The sequence below is a fragment of the Pseudomonas sp. KU26590 genome, from assembly GCF_026153515.1.
Lineage (GTDB): Bacteria > Pseudomonadota > Gammaproteobacteria > Pseudomonadales > Pseudomonadaceae > Aquipseudomonas.
In genome coordinates this window covers 5690740-5707194 of sequence record NZ_CP110644.1, presented here as the reverse complement: position 1 = coordinate 5707194, position 16455 = coordinate 5690740, and the positions used below count along the sequence as shown (strand labels likewise).

Annotated in this window: 15 protein-coding genes and 1 pseudogene; 4 read left to right on the top strand and 12 right to left on the bottom strand. The window is 58.2% G+C overall.

Annotated features, from left to right (window positions below; translation table 11 throughout):
- Positions 1 to 63: 63 nt before the first annotated feature.
- Positions 64 to 969: pseudogene (locus tag OKW98_RS27720) on the bottom strand (methyl-accepting chemotaxis protein); the annotation flags it as partial.
- 351 nt (positions 970 to 1320) lie between these two features.
- On the bottom strand, positions 1321 to 1473 hold the full coding sequence (locus tag OKW98_RS25310; RefSeq protein ID WP_265387157.1) for a hypothetical protein: 153 nt from the start codon (positions 1471 to 1473) through the stop codon (positions 1321 to 1323).
- On the opposite strand from OKW98_RS25310, the gene OKW98_RS25305 reads away from it, so the two are divergent.
- Entirely contained in the window at positions 1472 to 2647 is a 1176-nt protein-coding gene (locus tag OKW98_RS25305) for an acyltransferase family protein (RefSeq protein ID WP_265387156.1), read from the top strand. The two genes, OKW98_RS25310 and OKW98_RS25305, sit on opposite strands and share 2 nt — an antisense overlap.
- Before the next feature lie 23 nt (positions 2648 to 2670).
- Here OKW98_RS25305 and OKW98_RS25300 read toward each other — a convergent pair whose 3' ends face one another.
- Positions 2671 to 3909, bottom strand: coding sequence for a TIGR03862 family flavoprotein (locus OKW98_RS25300; protein WP_265387155.1), 1239 nt, complete (start codon positions 3907 to 3909; stop codon positions 2671 to 2673).
- A 226-nt stretch (positions 3910 to 4135) separates the two neighbouring features.
- Entirely contained in the window at positions 4136 to 5053 is a 918-nt protein-coding gene (locus tag OKW98_RS25295) for a histone deacetylase (RefSeq protein ID WP_265387154.1), read from the bottom strand.
- Between the two features lie 128 nt (positions 5054 to 5181).
- On the opposite strand from OKW98_RS25295, the gene OKW98_RS25290 reads away from it, so the two are divergent.
- The 3 genes from OKW98_RS25290 (at position 5182) to OKW98_RS25280 (ending at position 7336) form a co-directional block, all read left to right on the top strand.
- A complete protein-coding gene (locus OKW98_RS25290; protein ID WP_265387153.1) occupies positions 5182 to 5745 on the top strand; it encodes a GNAT family N-acetyltransferase in 564 nt (187 codons plus the stop codon).
- 128 nt (positions 5746 to 5873) lie between these two features.
- On the top strand, positions 5874 to 6743 hold the full coding sequence (tesB, locus tag OKW98_RS25285) for an acyl-CoA thioesterase II (RefSeq protein ID WP_237252961.1): 870 nt from the start codon (positions 5874 to 5876) through the stop codon (positions 6741 to 6743).
- Positions 6740 to 7336 (top strand): HAD family hydrolase, encoded by a 597-nt coding sequence (locus OKW98_RS25280; protein WP_265387152.1) that lies wholly within the window; start codon positions 6740 to 6742, stop codon positions 7334 to 7336. The genes tesB and OKW98_RS25280 overlap by 4 nt, the downstream gene beginning before the upstream one ends.
- Before the next feature lie 296 nt (positions 7337 to 7632).
- Here the strand turns inward: OKW98_RS25280 and OKW98_RS25275 are convergent, their stop codons facing one another.
- The 8 genes from OKW98_RS25275 to OKW98_RS25240 form a co-directional block, all read right to left on the bottom strand.
- On the bottom strand, positions 7633 to 8622 hold the full coding sequence (locus OKW98_RS25275) for an alpha/beta hydrolase (protein WP_265387151.1): 990 nt from the start codon (positions 8620 to 8622) through the stop codon (positions 7633 to 7635).
- A 4-nt stretch (positions 8623 to 8626) separates the two neighbouring features.
- On the bottom strand, positions 8627 to 9520 hold the full coding sequence (locus OKW98_RS25270) for a neutral zinc metallopeptidase (RefSeq protein ID WP_133776855.1): 894 nt from the start codon (positions 9518 to 9520) through the stop codon (positions 8627 to 8629).
- Between the two features lie 227 nt (positions 9521 to 9747).
- The gene (locus OKW98_RS25265) at positions 9748 to 10230 is read right to left on the bottom strand and encodes a hypothetical protein (protein WP_265387150.1); all 483 of its coding nucleotides are present in this window, start codon (positions 10228 to 10230) and stop codon (positions 9748 to 9750) included.
- 765 nt (positions 10231 to 10995) lie between these two features.
- Positions 10996 to 11946 (bottom strand): hypothetical protein, encoded by a 951-nt coding sequence (locus tag OKW98_RS25260; RefSeq protein ID WP_265387149.1) that lies wholly within the window; start codon positions 11944 to 11946, stop codon positions 10996 to 10998.
- Between the two features lie 9 nt (positions 11947 to 11955).
- On the bottom strand, positions 11956 to 12444 hold the full coding sequence (locus tag OKW98_RS25255; protein ID WP_265387148.1) for an Hcp family type VI secretion system effector: 489 nt from the start codon (positions 12442 to 12444) through the stop codon (positions 11956 to 11958).
- 734 nt (positions 12445 to 13178) lie between these two features.
- Positions 13179 to 14072 carry a hypothetical protein gene (locus tag OKW98_RS25250; protein WP_265387147.1) on the bottom strand — a complete coding sequence of 298 codons (894 nt, stop codon included), beginning with the start codon at positions 14070 to 14072 and terminating at the stop codon, positions 13179 to 13181.
- 24 nt (positions 14073 to 14096) lie between these two features.
- A protein-coding gene (locus tag OKW98_RS25245) for an IS3 family transposase (protein ID WP_265387146.1) occupies positions 14097 to 15652 on the bottom strand; the annotation gives its coding sequence in 2 pieces (ribosomal slippage) (positions 14097 to 15190 and positions 15190 to 15652; 1557 coding nt in all).
- Between the two features lie 158 nt (positions 15653 to 15810).
- Positions 15811 to 16299: an Hcp family type VI secretion system effector gene (locus OKW98_RS25240; RefSeq protein WP_265387145.1), complete on the bottom strand. Its 489-nt coding sequence runs from the start codon at positions 16297 to 16299 to the stop codon at positions 15811 to 15813.
- Between the last annotated feature and the right edge of the window lie 156 nt (positions 16300 to 16455).

Below are 16455 nucleotides of genomic sequence, written 5' to 3'. Positions count from 1 at the left end.
CAACTCGCGCAGCGTAGTGCCCATGCGCTGGATGCCCATTTGCAGAACGCCCAGTTCATCTTTGCGGGTCACGACCATGTTGTGGGACAAATCGCCAGAAGCGATGCGATCGACCACTGCCAGTGTTTGTTGAAGCGGACGGGTGATCTGACGGGTAATGATGATCGCCGCCAGCGTGCCGAGAATCAGCGCCAGGAGCGTGCCGGCCAATTGCAGCGTGCGAGCTTGCTGGCTGTCGGCCTGGCCCAAGGTGTTCTGCAGATCAGTGAGCTGTTGCGCCAGCTTGACGATGACACTCTGTTCCTCGGTCATCTCCGTGCGCGCAGCATTGATATTGCCGGTAGCGAGCTTGAAACCCTGCACCGAGTTGCGATAGCCGATCAGCGCTGCCTCCAGTTGCTTCAGGCGTTCGGCCTGAGTGCCGCCGAACATGGCGTTGAGCGGGGCGAGGCCGTCAATGGCGGTGGTCAGCTGACCCATCGCCGTGTCTTCGGTCTTGGCCGAGACGTTGGCGGTGTAGCCGCGCACTTCGTAGCGCACCAGCATCACGTCTTCGCGGGCTTTAATGGCGGCCTGATACTGCTCGAAACGGCGTTCGTCAGTTGGGTCGAGCTTCATCACATCATCGTTGATCGCGGCAATCAGGTCGGCTGCTTTTACCGCGTCGACGCCCATGCTATCGCGCACTCCGGCGCTGGCCTGGTAGGCCTCGCGCATTTTTTTCAACGAGGCCTCATAAGCGCTGATCTGCTCGCCCATCGTTTTGATGAGCGGAACATTCTGTGGGTTAGTGAAGGTTTTTTGCAGAAATTGCTGCTGCGCCTTGAAGGCGTCGAGCGCGGTCTGAACGCTTTGCGCGGCCACTTCGTCGCCGTTGCTGAGCATGTATTGCAGGCGCGTCACCCGAAGGTCGGTGAGCTTTTGGCTGAGCTTGGTGATATCACCCACCCATTTGCTGCGTGCGCTCATCTGGCCCAGGCTGTTCCAGCCTACCAGGGCCAGCAGTGCTGTTAATACAAGTACAACGCCGAAGCCGAGGGCCAGCTTCATGTTGACGCTGATGTTCGCAAACCAGCTGTTCATGGCATTTCTCCAGAATCCGTAAATATTTGAAATCGTCAGCTGGAGGGTTTTTGTTATGGAGCCAGCAAAACATTCATGTGTACGAATGCATCGGCAGGCTCGGGAGAATCTGAAACGAATGTCAGAATCGTCCGACGGTCGTGCAGCCAGGCGGTAACTTGAATGGAGACAAAACATTGGCGGACGGCGCCATTGATGCAGCCCTGGGATCTTCAACGTGGCGATTGGTCAGCCTCGTTAAACCCTGGCGTCAATCTTTGCGCCGTCGTTTTTATCGGAGATGAAATCTTTCAACTGTTGATAAGTCGGCCAACCCCCTACCGTGTAAAAGCCGCGAGCCTTCGCTGCCGCCAGGGGCGTTTTCTCGATCAGGACAGGACGTTGGGCCATGGGATCAGTTCAGCGATTTACCACGCTAGACAGCTTCAGGGGCGTCTTCGCACTGTTGGTGGTGTTCCATCACCTGCATGTCGTCGGTGCTTTCATTGAGCTGCCGTTTTTTCGCAGAGCAGAAATTTTACTCAACTTCTTCTTCGTGCTCAGCGGCTTTGTCCTGGCCCACTCTTATGGCCTGAAGTCGCAGTTCGGCTTCAAGCGTTTCGTCATCTCGCGCCTGTTCCGCCTGTACCCGCTGCACATCGTGATGCTGCTGGTGTTTATCCTTTTCGAAGGGGTGCGTTGGGCGGCCTACGAGAAAGGCTTCACTCTGAACAACGTGCCGTTCACCGGGCTGTTCGACCCCTCAGAGATCCTGCCCAATCTGCTGCTGGTGCAAGCCTGGACACCGCTCACTGAAACCATGTCGTTCAACTACCCGTCGTGGAGCATCAGCATCGAGTTCTACATCTACATGCTGTTCGGCGCGCTGTGCCTGCTTTCGTTGAGAAGCCGCTTTCTGATGTTTGCCTGCGTGACCGTCGTCGCATTCACGATGATCTTCAGCGAAAACGAACCGCTGGTCTGGCGGGCGATGCTGGGTTTGTCCTGCTTCTTTGCCGGCAATATCACGTACCTGGCTTACCTGCTGATTCGCGACCGATTCGTGCCGGTGCGCTGGCTAATGACGGTGCTCGAAGTGGCGCTGACGGGCACAACGTACTGGATGGTGATGAACGACTACAGCCATCGCTCGCCCATTGCCAGTCTGATGTTCTGCGTACTGGTGCTGGTGTTTGCGTTCGAGGCCGGGCTGGTATCGACGTTCCTGAAAACCGGCGTGTTCAGGCTGCTGGGCAGGTTGTCGTATTCCATCTACATGACCCACGCCGCGCTGCTGTTTTGCCTGTCGACGGTGTTCATCGTGGCGCAGAAGCTCACGGGCCGCGACCTGGCGCCCATGATCAACGGCCAGCGTTTCATGGACACCGGTTCAGGACTGGGCAACACCGCGCTGGTGGTTGCCGTGACCCTCGTGGCGATTGGCCTCGCTGCCCTGGCTCACACGTACATCGAGGTGAAGGGCGTCGAGTTGGGCAAGCGGACGGCCGGGCGATCCCAGGGCAAGGCGCTGGACAATCAGGGCATTGGCGGAGGCTTGGAGCCGCAGGTTGATCGCGCAGCGTGAATCCCCAATCGTTGCGCCTAGCCTTAGTTGCGGCGCAACCAGTCAACCATCCCCAGCCCTGCCGCGCGGCCGCTGGCGAAACAGGCAGTGAGCAAATAGCCGCCGGTGGGCGCTTCCCAGTCGAGCATCTCGCCAGCGCAGAACACGCCGGACATCGACGGAATCATCAGTTGCTCGTTCAGCGCTTCGAACCTCACCCCGCCCGCCGTGCTGATGGCTTCATCCAGCGGGCGCGGCGTGATCAGTGTCAGCGGCAGGGCCTTGATCGAGAGGGCGAGCTGGGCTGGCTCATTAAAGGTCGCAGCGGGCGTGAGCTCACGCAACAGCGCTGCCTTCACGCCATCGAGGCCCAATTGGCTATGCAGGTGCTTGGACATCGAGCGTGAACCGCGCGGCTTGCTCAGGGCCTTGTGCACCTCGGCGGCGGTTTTGCCAGGCAGCAAATCGATCTCGACGGTGGCCGAGCCCAAATGATTGATCGCTTCACGGATCTGCGCAGACAGGGCGTAAACGAGGCTGCCCTCCACGCCGGTCTGGGTGATCACGCATTCGCCCAGTCGCAGGGTTTGCCCTTGCAGGCCCATCGCGATGTTCTTCAGTGGCGCGCCGGCGAACTTGCTGCGCAACAGTTCGCTCCAGGCCGACACTTCGAACCCGCAATTGGCGGCCTGTAGCGGCGCGATCTTGACGCCGTGTTGTTCCAGCAGCGGCACCCACGCACCGTCCGAACCCAGCCGCGACCAGCTCGCTCCGCCCAACGCCAACAGCGTGGCGGCAGGGTTCAGCGCCAGTTCGCCATCGGGACCGGCGATCCTTAACGTGTTGTCGGCATTCCAGCCCAGCCACCGATGGCGGGTGTGGATAACGACGCCGGACTCACGCAGGCGCTTGAGCCAGGCGCGCAGCAGTGGCGCGGCTTTCATGTCGGTGGGGAACACGCGGCCCGAGCTGCCGACGAAGGTCTGGATACCCAAGCCGTGAATCCATTCACACAGCGCCTGGGCGCCGAAGCTGCGCAGCATTGGTGCGATCACCGGGGCGCGTTCGGCGTAGCGGGAAACGAACGCAGGCGACGGTTCGGAGTGGGTGATGTTCATGCCGCCCACCCCTGCCAGCAAAAACTTGCGCCCCACCGAAGGCATGGCGTCGTAGAGATCCACCTTGAACCCCGCCTGGCTCAGCACTTCAGCGGCCATAAGGCCGGTAGGCCCTCCGCCAATGATGGCGACTGTCTGGGTGCTTGAGGGGGGTTGTGATGTCATGGCTAAGCGGACACAGGTTGGATGAGGGGCGCGCATTCTACGCGAGCTTCGTGAAACGCGGCCAGCCTGTGGAAAACTTTTTGGTCAAAAAACGTACAGTGCGCGCCAAGCCCAGTGTAATCAGGGGTTCGTGCCCTTGCACTCAGGTTATCCACAGGCCGTTCCACAGGGGATGTGGGTAAGTCTGCGGGAGCGAGCCTGCTCGCGAATGAGTATCAGTGGCCACTCATAGCCCGCGCTCCACCCACACCCGTTGCGCGCTGTGGTGAAGAATCCCGTGCCGCCGGGCAAGCGCCTCTCGATCCTTGCTATAGCCACCGCCAATCACGCCCATCACCGGAATGTCCCGGCCCAGGCAATGACGCATCACTGCTTCGTCGCGGCGGGCAACCCCCGCATCGGTCAGCTGCAAATACCCCAGCGCATCGTCCTTGTGTACATCCACGCCAGCGTCGTACAGCACCAGATCGGGTTGATACAGCGGCAGCAGGTAATTGAGCGTGTCGTCGACCACCTTCAGATAATCGTCATCGCCCATGCCCATCGGCAGCGGAATGTCCCAGTCACTTTGGGCCTTGCGCGCGGGGAAGTTCTTTTCACAGTGCAGCGAGACGGTGATTGCGTCTTCGGTGTGTTCGAGAATCCGCGCGGTGCCGTCGCCCTGATGCACGTCGCAATCGAAAATCAGCACCCGGTCGACCCGGCCGCTTTGCAGCAGGTACTGACTGATGATCGCCAGGTCATTGAAGATGCAGAACCCGGCCGGGTAATCGTAATGCGCATGGTGGGTGCCGCCGGCGAGGTGACAGGCCAGGCCGTGTTGCAGCGCGAGTTCCGCTGTCAGCAAAGAGCCACCTACTGCGCGTACCGTACGTCGGGCCAGATCCTCGGTCCAGGGCAGGCCAAGGCGCCGCTGATCTTCCCGCGACAGCGCGCCGTCCATATAGCGGCTGATGTAACCAGGGTCATGGGCCAGCGCGAGGATGTCCGTTGGGCAGACCTGCGGGCGAAACAATTGAGCATCTGTTGTCAGGCCGCTGTCGATAAGGTGGTCGCGCAGAAGCCGGAACTTGTCCATCGGGAAGCGATGGTCGGGCGGAAAGTCCGGGCTGTAGTCTTCGTGGTAAATGAGGGGCAGGGGCATGGTGGGCACGCGTCTGGTTCGAAGGGGAATCTTGCCAGTTCTGGCGTTCACCGCACAGCGATTTGCCTGAGCGGGAAGGTCGCCAGTCGGCGGGCAATTTGAAAGGCGAGGCAAAAGGGAGACGATCGATGGAGCCGATTCTTGAGCTCAACAGCGCACGCTTGTTGATGCGTCAATGGCGAGATGATGATTTGCCGGCCTTCGCGCAGATGTGCGCCGATCCACAAGTGATGCGCTACTTCCCGCAGCCGTTGAGCCGCATGGAAAGCGCCAAGCTGATCGGCCGCGTGCGCGGACATTTTGCCGAGTACGGCTTTGGATTCTGGGCCCTCGAACGCAAGGACACCGGCGAATTCATCGGCTTTACCGGCTTGAGCGTGGTGGGCTTCGAGGCAGGATTTACGCCTGCGGTGGAGATCGGCTGGCGCCTGGCCCGCGAGCACTGGGGCCTTGGTTACGCCAGCGAAGCCGCCTGGACGGTGCTCGGCTGCGGCTTCGAGCACCTGGATCTGGATGAAATTGTGGCATTCGCGGCGGTCAACAATCTGCCCTCGCAAAAGGTCATGCAGGCCATCGGCATGCGCAACGACCCGGGGGACAACTTCGATCATCTGAAATTGCCCGACGGCCACCCGCTCAGGCCCCACGTGTTGTACCGCATCAACCGGGCGGGCTGGCTGGCGACCCTGTAAACAGCTGCGGGAATCGGGCTACAAACCTCTGTATCATTTCGCCTAACTTCCATGGGCGCCGACCTTCGGCGCCCATGGCCTGACTGATGTGATGACGGTGTGCAAGAAGACCGTGTAAGGAACCCTGAATGAGTCACGTGCTGGATGATCTGGTGTCGCTGTTGAGCCTGGAGCCGATCGAAGAAAATCTCTTTCGCGGACGCAGCCAGGACCTTGGCTTTCGCCAGCTGTTTGGCGGTCAGGTGCTGGGGCAGTCGCTGTCGGCGGCGAGCAAGACAGTCGAAGACGCGCGCCATGTGCATTCGCTGCATGGCTATTTCCTGCGCCCCGGCGACGCGCACTTGCCCGTGGTGTATCAGGTCGACCGGGTCCGCGACGGCGGCAGCTTCAGCACGCGCCGGGTGACGGCCATTCAGAAGGGGCAGCCGATCTTCACCTGCAGCGCGTCGTTCCAATACGACGAAGAAGGCTTCGAGCACCAGACGCAGATGCCACAAGTAGTCGGTCCTGAAAGCCTGCCGTCCGAGCTCGAATTGATGCGTCAACGCGAGCACCTGATTCCCGAGCACATGAAGGACAAACTGCTGTGCCCCAAGCCTATCGAGTTCCGGCCGGTCACTGAGTCTGATCCCTACAACCCCAAGCCTGCGGACCCGGTCAAATACATCTGGTTTCGCGCCGACGGCACGCTGCCTGACATCCCTGCCTTGCACCGCTACATGCTCGCTTATGCCTCGGATTTCAATCTGCTGACCACGTCCCTGCTGCCCCATGGCAAAACGGTCTGGCAGAAGGACATGCAGATCGCCAGCCTCGATCACTCGCTGTGGTTCCACGGGGAACTGCGCGCCGATGACTGGCTGCTCTATGCCATGGACAGCCCATGGGCCGGCAACTCCCGCGGGTTTTCCCGTGGCAGCGTCTTCAACCGCGCGGGCAAACTCGTGGCTTCGGTCAGTCAGGAAGGTTTGATTCGCCACCGCAAGGATTGGTCATGAGCCTCACACAGGTACGCCACTGGGTATTCGACATGGACGGCACGCTGACCGTCGCCGCCCATGATTTTCCGGCCATCAAGCGCGCGCTGGATATCCCCCAGGAGGATGACATCCTCGGGCATCTCGCCGCGCTGCCTGCCGATGTTGCGGCGGCGAAACATGCCTGGCTGCTGGAGCACGAGCGCGCGGTGGCGATAGAGTCCAAACCCGCGACGGGCGCGGTCGAGTTGGTGAGGGAGCTGGCGGCGCGGGGTTATCGTCTCGGCATTCTGACCCGCAACGCCCGGGAGCTCGCGCACATTACGCTGGACGCCATCGGCATCGCAGACTGCTTTGCCACAGATGATGTGCTCGGTCGGGACGAAGCCGCACCCAAACCTGATCCGGGTGGTTTGCTGAAACTCGCGCACGCGTGGAATGTGCAGCCTGCGGACATGGTGATGGTCGGCGATTACCAGTTTGACCTGGCCTGCGGTCGGGCGGCAGGCACTCAGACCGTGTTGGTCAACCTGCCGGAAAACCCGTGGCCGGAATTGACTGACTGGCATGCAGCGGATTGCGTGGGGTTAATGAAGATGATTGGAGTGAAATAGGCCGCGCGTTTGAATAGTAGGACCGGCTTCAGCCGGGAAGGCGTCCGTCAATTCACCACAAATTGATGCTGTTCCCACTGGCCTCTTCCCGGCTAAAGCCGGTCCTACTGACGGATTGCGTTTAAATCGTGGGACCGGCTTTAGCCGGGAAGGCGTATGGCGTTACACCGCAAAATTGGTGGTGTTCACACCGGCCTCTTCCCCGCTGAAGCGAGCCCTACGTCGTGCCGCGTCTAGACCGTGGGACCGGCTTCAGCCGGGAATGAGCCGGGACCCACCGCAGCTGTTAACCGATATCAATTTGCCTTGAACAACGCCGTCTGCCCTTCAGGTGACGTGAAGATCGCGTCGCCGTTGTGCCCGACGTTTTTCACTTCCACCAGGCGTTGATTCAAGCCTTCCGGATGACGCTTGGTCAGGTAATCGAAATAGTTGTGACCACGGGCCAGACGATGCGGCCCCTGCGCTTCGGCGCCGCAATCCTTGTCCAGCGCCGGATGCTCGGGATCGGTGTCCAGTTCGCCCAGCAGATAAGTAATGTCCCGCTTCACGTACGCAGCCTCAAGCTCGGCCGGTGTTTCCTTGCCGGCATACGCGGGCAGCTTGTTCATGCCGTATTTCCAGGTGTCGAAGGTCGGGCAGCTCGCCGCATCAACCGGCATCGGCCGAGTCGCGTCGAAATACGCATACGAAGACGGATTGGCGATCACGTACCGCAACTTGATGCCTTCCTTCTTCAACAACGCGTCTTCCTTGCCGCCGATCATCGCGTAACGCTGCACAACCTGAGCACCGCCCGAGTGGCCTGCGATCACGATCTCCTTGAGGTTGGGAAACAGCTTGCTGTCGCTCAGACGCTTGAGGATGTGATCGATGACCACGAACGAGCTGACCGGCTTTGGCCCCAGCGACTTGTCGCCCGCCATCCAGTCATTGGCGTGCCAGCGCAGCACCGACTCGGGCAGGCGGTGCTCTGCGATGTCTTTTTCATCGAGAAACTGCGGCGCGATCAGCAGCGTTTTCGAGCGCTGCCGTGACTGGTTGGCTGCGCGCTCGACACTGCGCAGGTAGGTTTGCGCGTTGCGCAGACGACCGTGAAAAACGATGACCACCCGCTGGACCTGCGGGCTGGGACGTACCCAGCTCTGGCTCAGGCCAAGCGTGGCCTGGGTCGTCCCGTTGATCTGTAGCCGGTCGGGGCTGATGGATTTAACCGCCTGATCCGCCGCATGAGCATTGAGGCTCATCAGGGTGCCCAACAACAGGATCGAAAGCGGTTTCATCATGTGATCAGAGGCTCTTGGCGGCGAACGTATCGCATTGGTTGATTTGTCCCTGGGCAAAACCTGTCTTGAACCAGCGGACCCGCTGGGCAGATGTGCCGTGGGTAAACGAGTCTGGCACGACCCGGCCCTGACCCTGTTGCTGCAAGCGGTCGTCGCCAATGGCGTTGGCGGCGTTCAGCGCTTCTTCAATATCACCCGGCTCCAGCCAGTTCAAACGCTTTTGTGCGTTGTTGGCCCAAACACCTGCCAGGCAGTCAGCTTGCAGCTCCTGACGCACCAGCAAACCGTTGTCACCTTCCATTTTCATGCCGCGTTGGCGGGCGGCGTCAACTTTAGCCGAAACCCCCAGCAAGGTCTGCACATGATGGCCAACTTCGTGAGCAATCACGTACGCCTGAGCGAAATCTCCCGCCGCCTTGAAGCGCTGACTCATCTCACGGAAAAACTCCATGTCCAGATACACGCGCTGGTCAGCCGGGCAATAGAACGGGCCGCTCGCCGAAGAAGCCGAGCCACAGGCCGATTGCACCCGGCCGCTGAACAGAATCAGGGTCGGCGCCTTGTACTGGCTCCCCATTTGCTGGAAGACCTGCTGCCACGTGTCCTCAGTGTCGCCCAGGATCGCGCGCACAAAATCGGCCTGTTCGTCATTGGCTGGCGGCGCCTGGCGCGTTTGCGGGTTGACCGCTGCGGTCTGCTCCGAACCCATCTGCCCGGTGATCTCGCCCAGAATCCGCATCGGATCCTGTCCGGTCAGCAGGCCAATCGCGACGATGATCACGATCCCGCCAATCCCCAGCCCCTTGCCGCCGATGCGCATCCCGCCACCACCGCCACCCCCGGAATCGCCACGTGCGTCCACGACGTTGTCACTGCGACGTCCTTTTTTCCATAGCATGGGGGAATCCTCTTTTGGTCGTGTGGGAAGTGTAGACGGCGGGCGTGCGCCGTCTGGTCTGCTGGACTAAGAGAGGAGAGGAGGGGGAATAGTTCGCGAATCGGTTCTTCAGAGGTATCGCTGACCTGCAAAGCTTGATGATGGAGGTTGGCAGCTCAGTACCTTAATTTTCGTTTTTCAATCTGCGGAGAAGTAGACCCATGCCAAGGTAGCGCCCTTTGAGTGCACTAATGAGGCGCACGAAAATAATAGAGCAGTCCGCTACTCACACTGATGAGAATCATCGACCCATAAATTATCCGCACTCCCCACAGCAGTCGGGGAGGTAATTTGAGCAGTTTTTGCCTGGGAATGCGCTCCTGCCGCCAGAAGATCTCTGGGGCGACGGCAATCAGCATTACGAAGGTTTCCCTCATCCTGCGTCCGAAACAACTGTCTCCGCAGACCGCTCTGTTCAATGAAAAAATCTCGATATCACATAGGTAGTCTTCGATCTTTTCCAGGTATATGTAGAAGAATATATGGGAGCCCACAATGTGGGCGGCGATCATCGGTAGCATGATGAATGAGAGCAGCCCGGTTGAGATGTTGTCACTCATGGCGTCCATTTTCCCCATGGCTAACTTATTTAGCTGGAAATAAATCATCATGATGAGATTGAGGGATATGCTTCCAAATACCGCCATCACCCACCAGACTTTCTCGGGCATAATTATTTTATTAGCCAGGCCAATATAGCCAAGCAGGTACAGTTAACGAAAAGCCAGCTGTAAATTCCCCAGATCCTCAATTTAAGCTGGAGAGGCACAGAGTGGTGAGCATTTTTTGTGATGCGGCCTCGCCGATACATCGCTTTGGGCAGCGTAATGACTGTAACTACCATGTTCAACCGCATTTGCCTGCCTATTAATCCTCCTTGCCAAAGGGCTTTGGTGTCACTGATGCACTTGCAGTTAGATAGTCGGTTTTCAAGATGGTTAATGTTTCGATAGGTGAACCATGCCATGACGAGGATATTGATCCACATTGATATTATTAAAGTCAGCCCGAGCAGGCCAGTAGTCGTAGGGTAAGTCATGTGTTTAACCTTAAGGGAAGTTACGACCGCTCAGAAATTTTTATTAAGCACGCCAGCGCCATTGAGACGATGAAGTTGGTAAGAAGCGCAATGTGGATTCCCCACATCCATCGTCTCAAAGGGCGGGGGATACTCCGGTGGGCATCTTTCTCGGCATGACCCCTGACGTACATGAGTCTTGGCATGGACATAACGATAAATACCATGCCGAGTCGCATAAGCCTGCCAATCATCCCTCCTGTCCATAAATTTCTCGTCTCGGTGATGCATTTACTCCCTGACAAGCGATGCTCGAGAAGGTCCAGGTGCTTGTACGCAAACCACAGCAAAAGCAGAAGGTTGGTCCATATCGAAATGGTTAGGATTAATCCTAGTAGCCCGTAAGATAATGCAGGCATCAGGGTTTCCACTCGTAAATTGCCTCACCCATCTGCTCACCAAGCATTTCACCTCCAATGCCTCCCGCGTAGCCAACAGCCACACCTCCAACTATGGCGCATCCGAGAGCAGCGACCCCGCCTGTGGGGATGCCAAAGACGACGATGCACAGTGGGACCGCTCCAACCCCTCCAACGTAGCCACCTGCCAATCCCAAGGCGACGCCTGTGACAAGTTTCCCGCTTTCTACATATTTTGCTTTCGTACACATTTCCGTTCGGCCTACCGAACAAGCCTCTCTTATCTCCAAGTAAGAGGATAATGTGTTCAGCCCAATCCCCACAGGCGTTCCCAATTTCAGCAACTTCGCCACTCTAGCGATCCTCCCAACCCGCTCCGCATACCCCTGTATTTCCCCTGTGTGCAGATAACTCTTGGTCGACAACCCCAGCATCTTCTTAAGCGGGCCCTTTTTCCGTAGCCCGGTACCCCAGCGGGCAATGCCTTCCAATTGCTTATCAAGTACGGCAAACAGCGCTCGCCGCTGGTTGATGAATTCCTGCCGGGCGATGGGTGTTCCGCGCGCCAGCGACAGTTTGTAAAGCCGCTCGATCTCTTCGAGAGTTTTCTTCACACCCTCCAGGTGCTTTCCCCAGCTCCCGGTAGCCGCGCCAATACCCAGCGATCCATAACTGAGCATGTTCTGCAGCAGGTCATAGTTCTCGATGAGCTGGCTGCCCGCGCCTTTCACTTGACGATGGACGTTTCGCGCCAGGTTCATCAGCTCGGTTTCTTCGGCTGTGAGAGTGCCGTTTGAACCGTCGCTTACAATCACCAGTTGGCCTGGCATCACCACAACGTTTCGGATATGCGCGTTAAGCACATCGAACTTCGCACCGCCCCCCACCCGGTTCTTGAGTGTGAAGTAGGTTTGTATGCGGTCATTGATAAACGCGTAGGGCTTGGACATGGACGATCCTCAGCTAAAGCGCTTGTTGGCGATGCGGTCCCAGCCGCCAACTACATTGCCGGCCGCCGCGCCGTCGCTGCGTTTTTGCTGGGTGTACAGAATGCGGACGCGGCCGAAGTTGATTTGCACGTGTTCCAGCGGCTCGCCGCTTTCACCGCTTTGGCTGAAGTCAGAAATGATGACTTCTTCGAGGCGCACTTCGTAGTACTTGAGTTTGTCTCCACCGGCGCGGTAGAGGCACAAGGTCAGGTCCTTGATGTGCGTGCCCGCGCAACTGGCTTCAAACAGTGCAGCGCTGGATTTGTCCAGACGTTTGCTGAAGCTGAAGTCGCTGAGGCTGGCCCGTCCCGAACCTGCGCCGCCGTTCGAGCTGGCGGTTGCCGATGTGCTTTGGCTGACGCCGAAGTCGTAGGCGACGATTTCGATCCAGCCCTTGTTTCGCTCGTCCAGCGACTCGCCGTCGATCCCGTTCACCTTGATGAATCCGTCAAATGCCATGCTGCGTGTCCTTGCTGAGTTCAGATCCAGCAAGGATAGGGAGGGGGCATTGGGCTTTGAAGCGCGGCGAGGGGGGCAGAAAGTGATTTTCAGAACGGTCCTACGCTGGCCCCATGGCCCGTCTTACGGAAGATTCCGTAACGGGTAATGTTCGACGCAGTAGGCGTTCAAACGTGATGGGGAAGTGTCCGCATTCGCGTGGCGCGCAGAGAGTGCGTGCCAACAGCGAATCCAATCTTGGGTTATACCCAGGCATTCTGTTTCTTTTGGTTTCGACCAGCGAGGCGTCTTCGTCAATGAATTTACCGATTAGGCCACCACTGATCCCAACCGATTTCAGCTCCGTGTTAGTCAAGTCGGTCCTTCCCGTGACGCCTTTATCAGATAAGCCAACAGGGCGAGGCAGAAACCATTGAGATAGAGCCAGATGTAAATGCCCCAGATCCACCGCTTGAGACGGAAAGGAATGCGATGGTGAGCATCTTTAGTGGTATCGCCTCGTCTGTACATTACGTTCGGAAATGTGACCACCATCATCACCATATTAAAGCGCATGTGTCTGCCTATTATCCCTCCTTGCCAGATCGCTCTAAAGTGATTGATGCAGCTGCAGTCAGATAGCATGTCTTCAAGGTGTTCGATATTTCTGTAGGTGAAACACATTAAGATAATTAGGTTGCACCACATTGAAAACGTCAAAATCAGGCTCGATATCCCTAAAGCTAAAGAATGCATTAAGGACGCCACTCATAGATTAACTCGCCCATTGACTCTCCGACATTCTCACCGATGAGCCCACCGCCGTATCCCCCCACCGCCGCAGTAACGATGGCGCATCCGAGCGCGGCGGGTCCTCCGGAAACGGCCCCAAGTACCGCTACACATATCGGAGCAAGTGCAGATGCGCCGAGAGTGCCGCCTATCATCCCAGCGCCCACCCCGCTGACAAGTTTTCCGCTTTGTACATATTTTGCTCGTGTACACGTTTCCTCCCGGCCTAAGGAGCACGCCTCTCTTATCTCTAGGTAAGAGGAGAACGTATTTAGCCCAATCCCCACAGGCGTTCCCAATTTCAGCAACTTCGCCACTCTAGCGATCCGCCCAACCCGCTCCGCATATCCCTGAATCTCCCCAGTCCGCAAATAACTCTTGGTCGATAACCCCAGCATCTTCTTCAGCGGCCCCTTTTTCCGTAGCCCGGTGCCCCAGCGGGCAATTCCCTCCAGTTGCTTATCAAGCGTGGCAAACAGCACTCGCCGCTGGTTGATGAATTCCTGTCGGGCGATGGGCGTTCCGCGCGCAAGCGACAGTTCGTAAAGCCGCTCAATGTCTTCGAGGGTTTTCTGCACGCTGTTGAGGTGCTTGTTCCAACTGCCGGTGGCAGCGCCAATACCCAGCGATCCGTAACTGAGCATGTTCTGAAGCAGGTCATAGTTCTCGATGAGCTGGCTGCCCGCGCCTTTCACTTGACGATGGACGTTACGCGCCAGGTTCATCAGCTCGGTTTCTTCCGCCGTCAGAGTGCCGGGTGAACCGTCGCTGACAATCACCAGTTGGCCCGGCATCACCACAACGTTTCTGATATGCGCGTTAAGCACGTCGAACTTCGCACCTCCGGCGTTTTTCAAGGTAGTTGTCGCGTCACCGTCTAACTATGCTGCTCTTTTCTCGACCTGTTGCTCTCGATCCGGATTCAGCAGCACGGTGCCGATCGGTTCCCAGTTACGCGTCCGGCCTGACCACCGTTCCGGTCTTTTTTCCTTGGCTCGTTCGTACAGCTCATGTCGCTGGGCCAAGACTTTATGATCCAGTCCTCGATGCCGCTCAGCCGGTGTGACGAACCGGATACGGCTATGTCGGTGCTCGTTGTTGTACCACCGTATGAAGTCCCTCACCCAGCTGCGTGCGGCGTCCAAACTGGCAAAACCATCCTGCGGCCATTGCGGGCAGTATTTCAGTGTTCTAAACAACGACTCCGAGTACGGATTGTCGTTGCTGACACGCGGTCGGCCACGTGACGGGGTGATACCCAGGTCGTACATTTTGCTCAGCAGTGTCACCGATTTCATCGGCGCGCCGTTATCCGAGTGCAGCACCAGCGGGTCTTGTAAACACTGCTCACCGATCACGCTGCGTTGCAGCAGCGCAGCGGCTTTCTCGCCACTTTCCGCCTCATAGACTTCCCAGCCCACGGCCTTGCGGCTGTAAATATCCTCGATCAGATAGAGGTAATAAAACTGGCCGCGTATCGGCGACGGCAGGTACGTGATGTCCCACGACCACACTTGGTTCGGCGCTTTGGCCGCATGCGTCGTTGGTGCGGCGTACCGTCTGGGGCGCTGACTACGGCCTCGATGTTGCTGTTGCCCCGTCGCTCGCAAGACACGATAGATCGTCGCCTCCGACGCCAGATAGCGCCCTTGATCGGCCAGGCGCGGCACGATCTGGCTTGGCGGCAAGTGGGCATACTGCGGGCTGTTACACAGCGTCACAATGGCCTGTCGCTCTGCCTCGGTCAGCGCATTTCGTGGCGTTGGCCGTGTGACCGTCGTACGGGCGTCGGTCTGGATAGCGTCTGTTTGAGTCCACCGTTGCAAGGTGCGCAGCGACAGACCAACTTCCCGACAGGCCCTGATTTTTCTGGCTCCCGCCGCGACCGCTTCGCCCAGCCAGGCCACGAGTAACTGCCGCTCTGGCAGAGACGTTAGTTGGCCTCGTCGTCGGTCGTTCCCCAGTAGTCGTTGAGCTTTTTTCGCAGCACCAATAACGCGGCTGTTTCAGCGAGCGCCTTGTCTTTGCGGCGCAGTTCGCGCTCAAGTTCCTGGATGCGTTTCTTGTCTTTGCGCGCCTGGTCTCGTTCTTCTTTTTGCAGGGCCTTTTCCGATTTCTGGCCGGTGATGAAGGCTTGTCGCCAGGCCGTGATTTGCTCGGGGTAAAGGCCTTTGCGGCGGCAGTATTCACCCAGGTCGATCTCGGACAAACCGGCGGCTTCAAGCACGACAGCAAACTTGGTTTCGGCTGACCAGTTCTCGGTCAGCGGCTTGTTTTCGGACACTGCACTTCCTTCAGAACTGAGCTGTTTGCGCCAGTTGGACAAAGACATTTCGCTGACCCCTTCGCGCCGGGAAACCTCGGCCATCGACAGGTTCAGCGGGGGAAGCAGCATTTTGAGTAATGCGGCTCTGCGTTCAGGTGAATAGTACGGCACGACCAGTCTCTTTCCGCCCCCGATATACTTTTTTAGGAAAAACCGGAGAGGCGACAACTATCCTGACACCGGGGGCCTCCGCCCACCCGAGCCTTGAGTGTGAAATACGTTTGTATGCGGTCATTGATAAACACATAGGGCTTGGACATTTGCAGTCCTCAGCTAAAGCGCTTGTTGGCGATGCGGTCCCAGCCGCCAACTACATTGCCGGCCGCCACGCCATCGCTGCGTTTTTGCTGGGTGTACAGAATGCGGACGCGGCCGAAGTTGATTTGCACGTGTTCCAGCGGCTCGCCGCTTTCCCCGCTTTGGCTGAAGTCAGAAATGATGACTTCTTCGAGGCGCACTTCGTAGTATTTGAGCTTCTCGCCGCCAGCCCGGTACAGGCACAACGTGAGGTCCTTAATGTGCGTGCCGGCGCAACTGGCCTCAAACAACGCAGCGCTGGATTTGTCCAGGCGCTTGCTGAAGCTGAAGTCGCTGAGGCTGGCCCGACCCGAGCCTGCGCCGCCGTTCGAGCTGGCGGTGGCCGATGTGCTTTGGCTGACGCCGAAGTCGTAGGCGACGATTTCCATCCAGCCCTTGTGTCGCTCGTCCAGCGACTCGCCTTCGATCCCGTTCACCTTGATGAATCCGTCAAACGCCATGTGTTTCGTCCTTGCTGAGTTCAGGTCCAGCAAGGATAGGGAGAGGGCATTGGGCTTTGAAGCGCGGCGAGGGGGGCTGAAAGTGATTTTCAGAACGGTCCTACACTGGTCCCGTGGCACGTCTTACGGAAGATTCCGTAACGGGTAATGTTCGCC

Excerpts from the sequence above, each read along its gene's own strand:
- OKW98_RS25305 (WP_265387156.1), top strand. The coding sequence starts at position 1,472 with ATGGGATCAGTTCAGCGATTTACCACGCTAGACAGCTTCAGGGGCGTC.
- OKW98_RS25310 (WP_265387157.1), bottom strand. The coding sequence starts at position 1,473 with ATGGCCCAACGTCCTGTCCTGATCGAGAAAACGCCCCTGGCGGCAGCG.
- OKW98_RS25300 (WP_265387155.1), bottom strand. The coding sequence starts at position 3,909 with ATGACATCACAACCCCCCTCAAGCACCCAGACAGTCGCCATCATTGGC.
- OKW98_RS25295 (WP_265387154.1), bottom strand. The coding sequence starts at position 5,053 with ATGCCCCTGCCCCTCATTTACCACGAAGACTACAGCCCGGACTTTCCG.
- OKW98_RS25290 (WP_265387153.1), top strand. The coding sequence starts at position 5,182 with ATGGAGCCGATTCTTGAGCTCAACAGCGCACGCTTGTTGATGCGTCAA.
- tesB (WP_237252961.1), top strand. The coding sequence starts at position 5,874 with ATGAGTCACGTGCTGGATGATCTGGTGTCGCTGTTGAGCCTGGAGCCG.
- OKW98_RS25280 (WP_265387152.1), top strand. The coding sequence starts at position 6,740 with ATGAGCCTCACACAGGTACGCCACTGGGTATTCGACATGGACGGCACG.
- OKW98_RS25275 (WP_265387151.1), bottom strand. The coding sequence starts at position 8,622 with ATGATGAAACCGCTTTCGATCCTGTTGTTGGGCACCCTGATGAGCCTC.
- OKW98_RS25270 (WP_133776855.1), bottom strand. The coding sequence starts at position 9,520 with ATGCTATGGAAAAAAGGACGTCGCAGTGACAACGTCGTGGACGCACGT.
- OKW98_RS25265 (WP_265387150.1), bottom strand. The coding sequence starts at position 10,230 with ATGCCCGAGAAAGTCTGGTGGGTGATGGCGGTATTTGGAAGCATATCC.
- OKW98_RS25260 (WP_265387149.1), bottom strand. The coding sequence starts at position 11,946 with ATGTCCAAGCCCTACGCGTTTATCAATGACCGCATACAAACCTACTTC.
- OKW98_RS25255 (WP_265387148.1), bottom strand. The coding sequence starts at position 12,444 with ATGGCATTTGACGGATTCATCAAGGTGAACGGGATCGACGGCGAGTCG.
- OKW98_RS25240 (WP_265387145.1), bottom strand. The coding sequence starts at position 16,299 with ATGGCGTTTGACGGATTCATCAAGGTGAACGGGATCGAAGGCGAGTCG.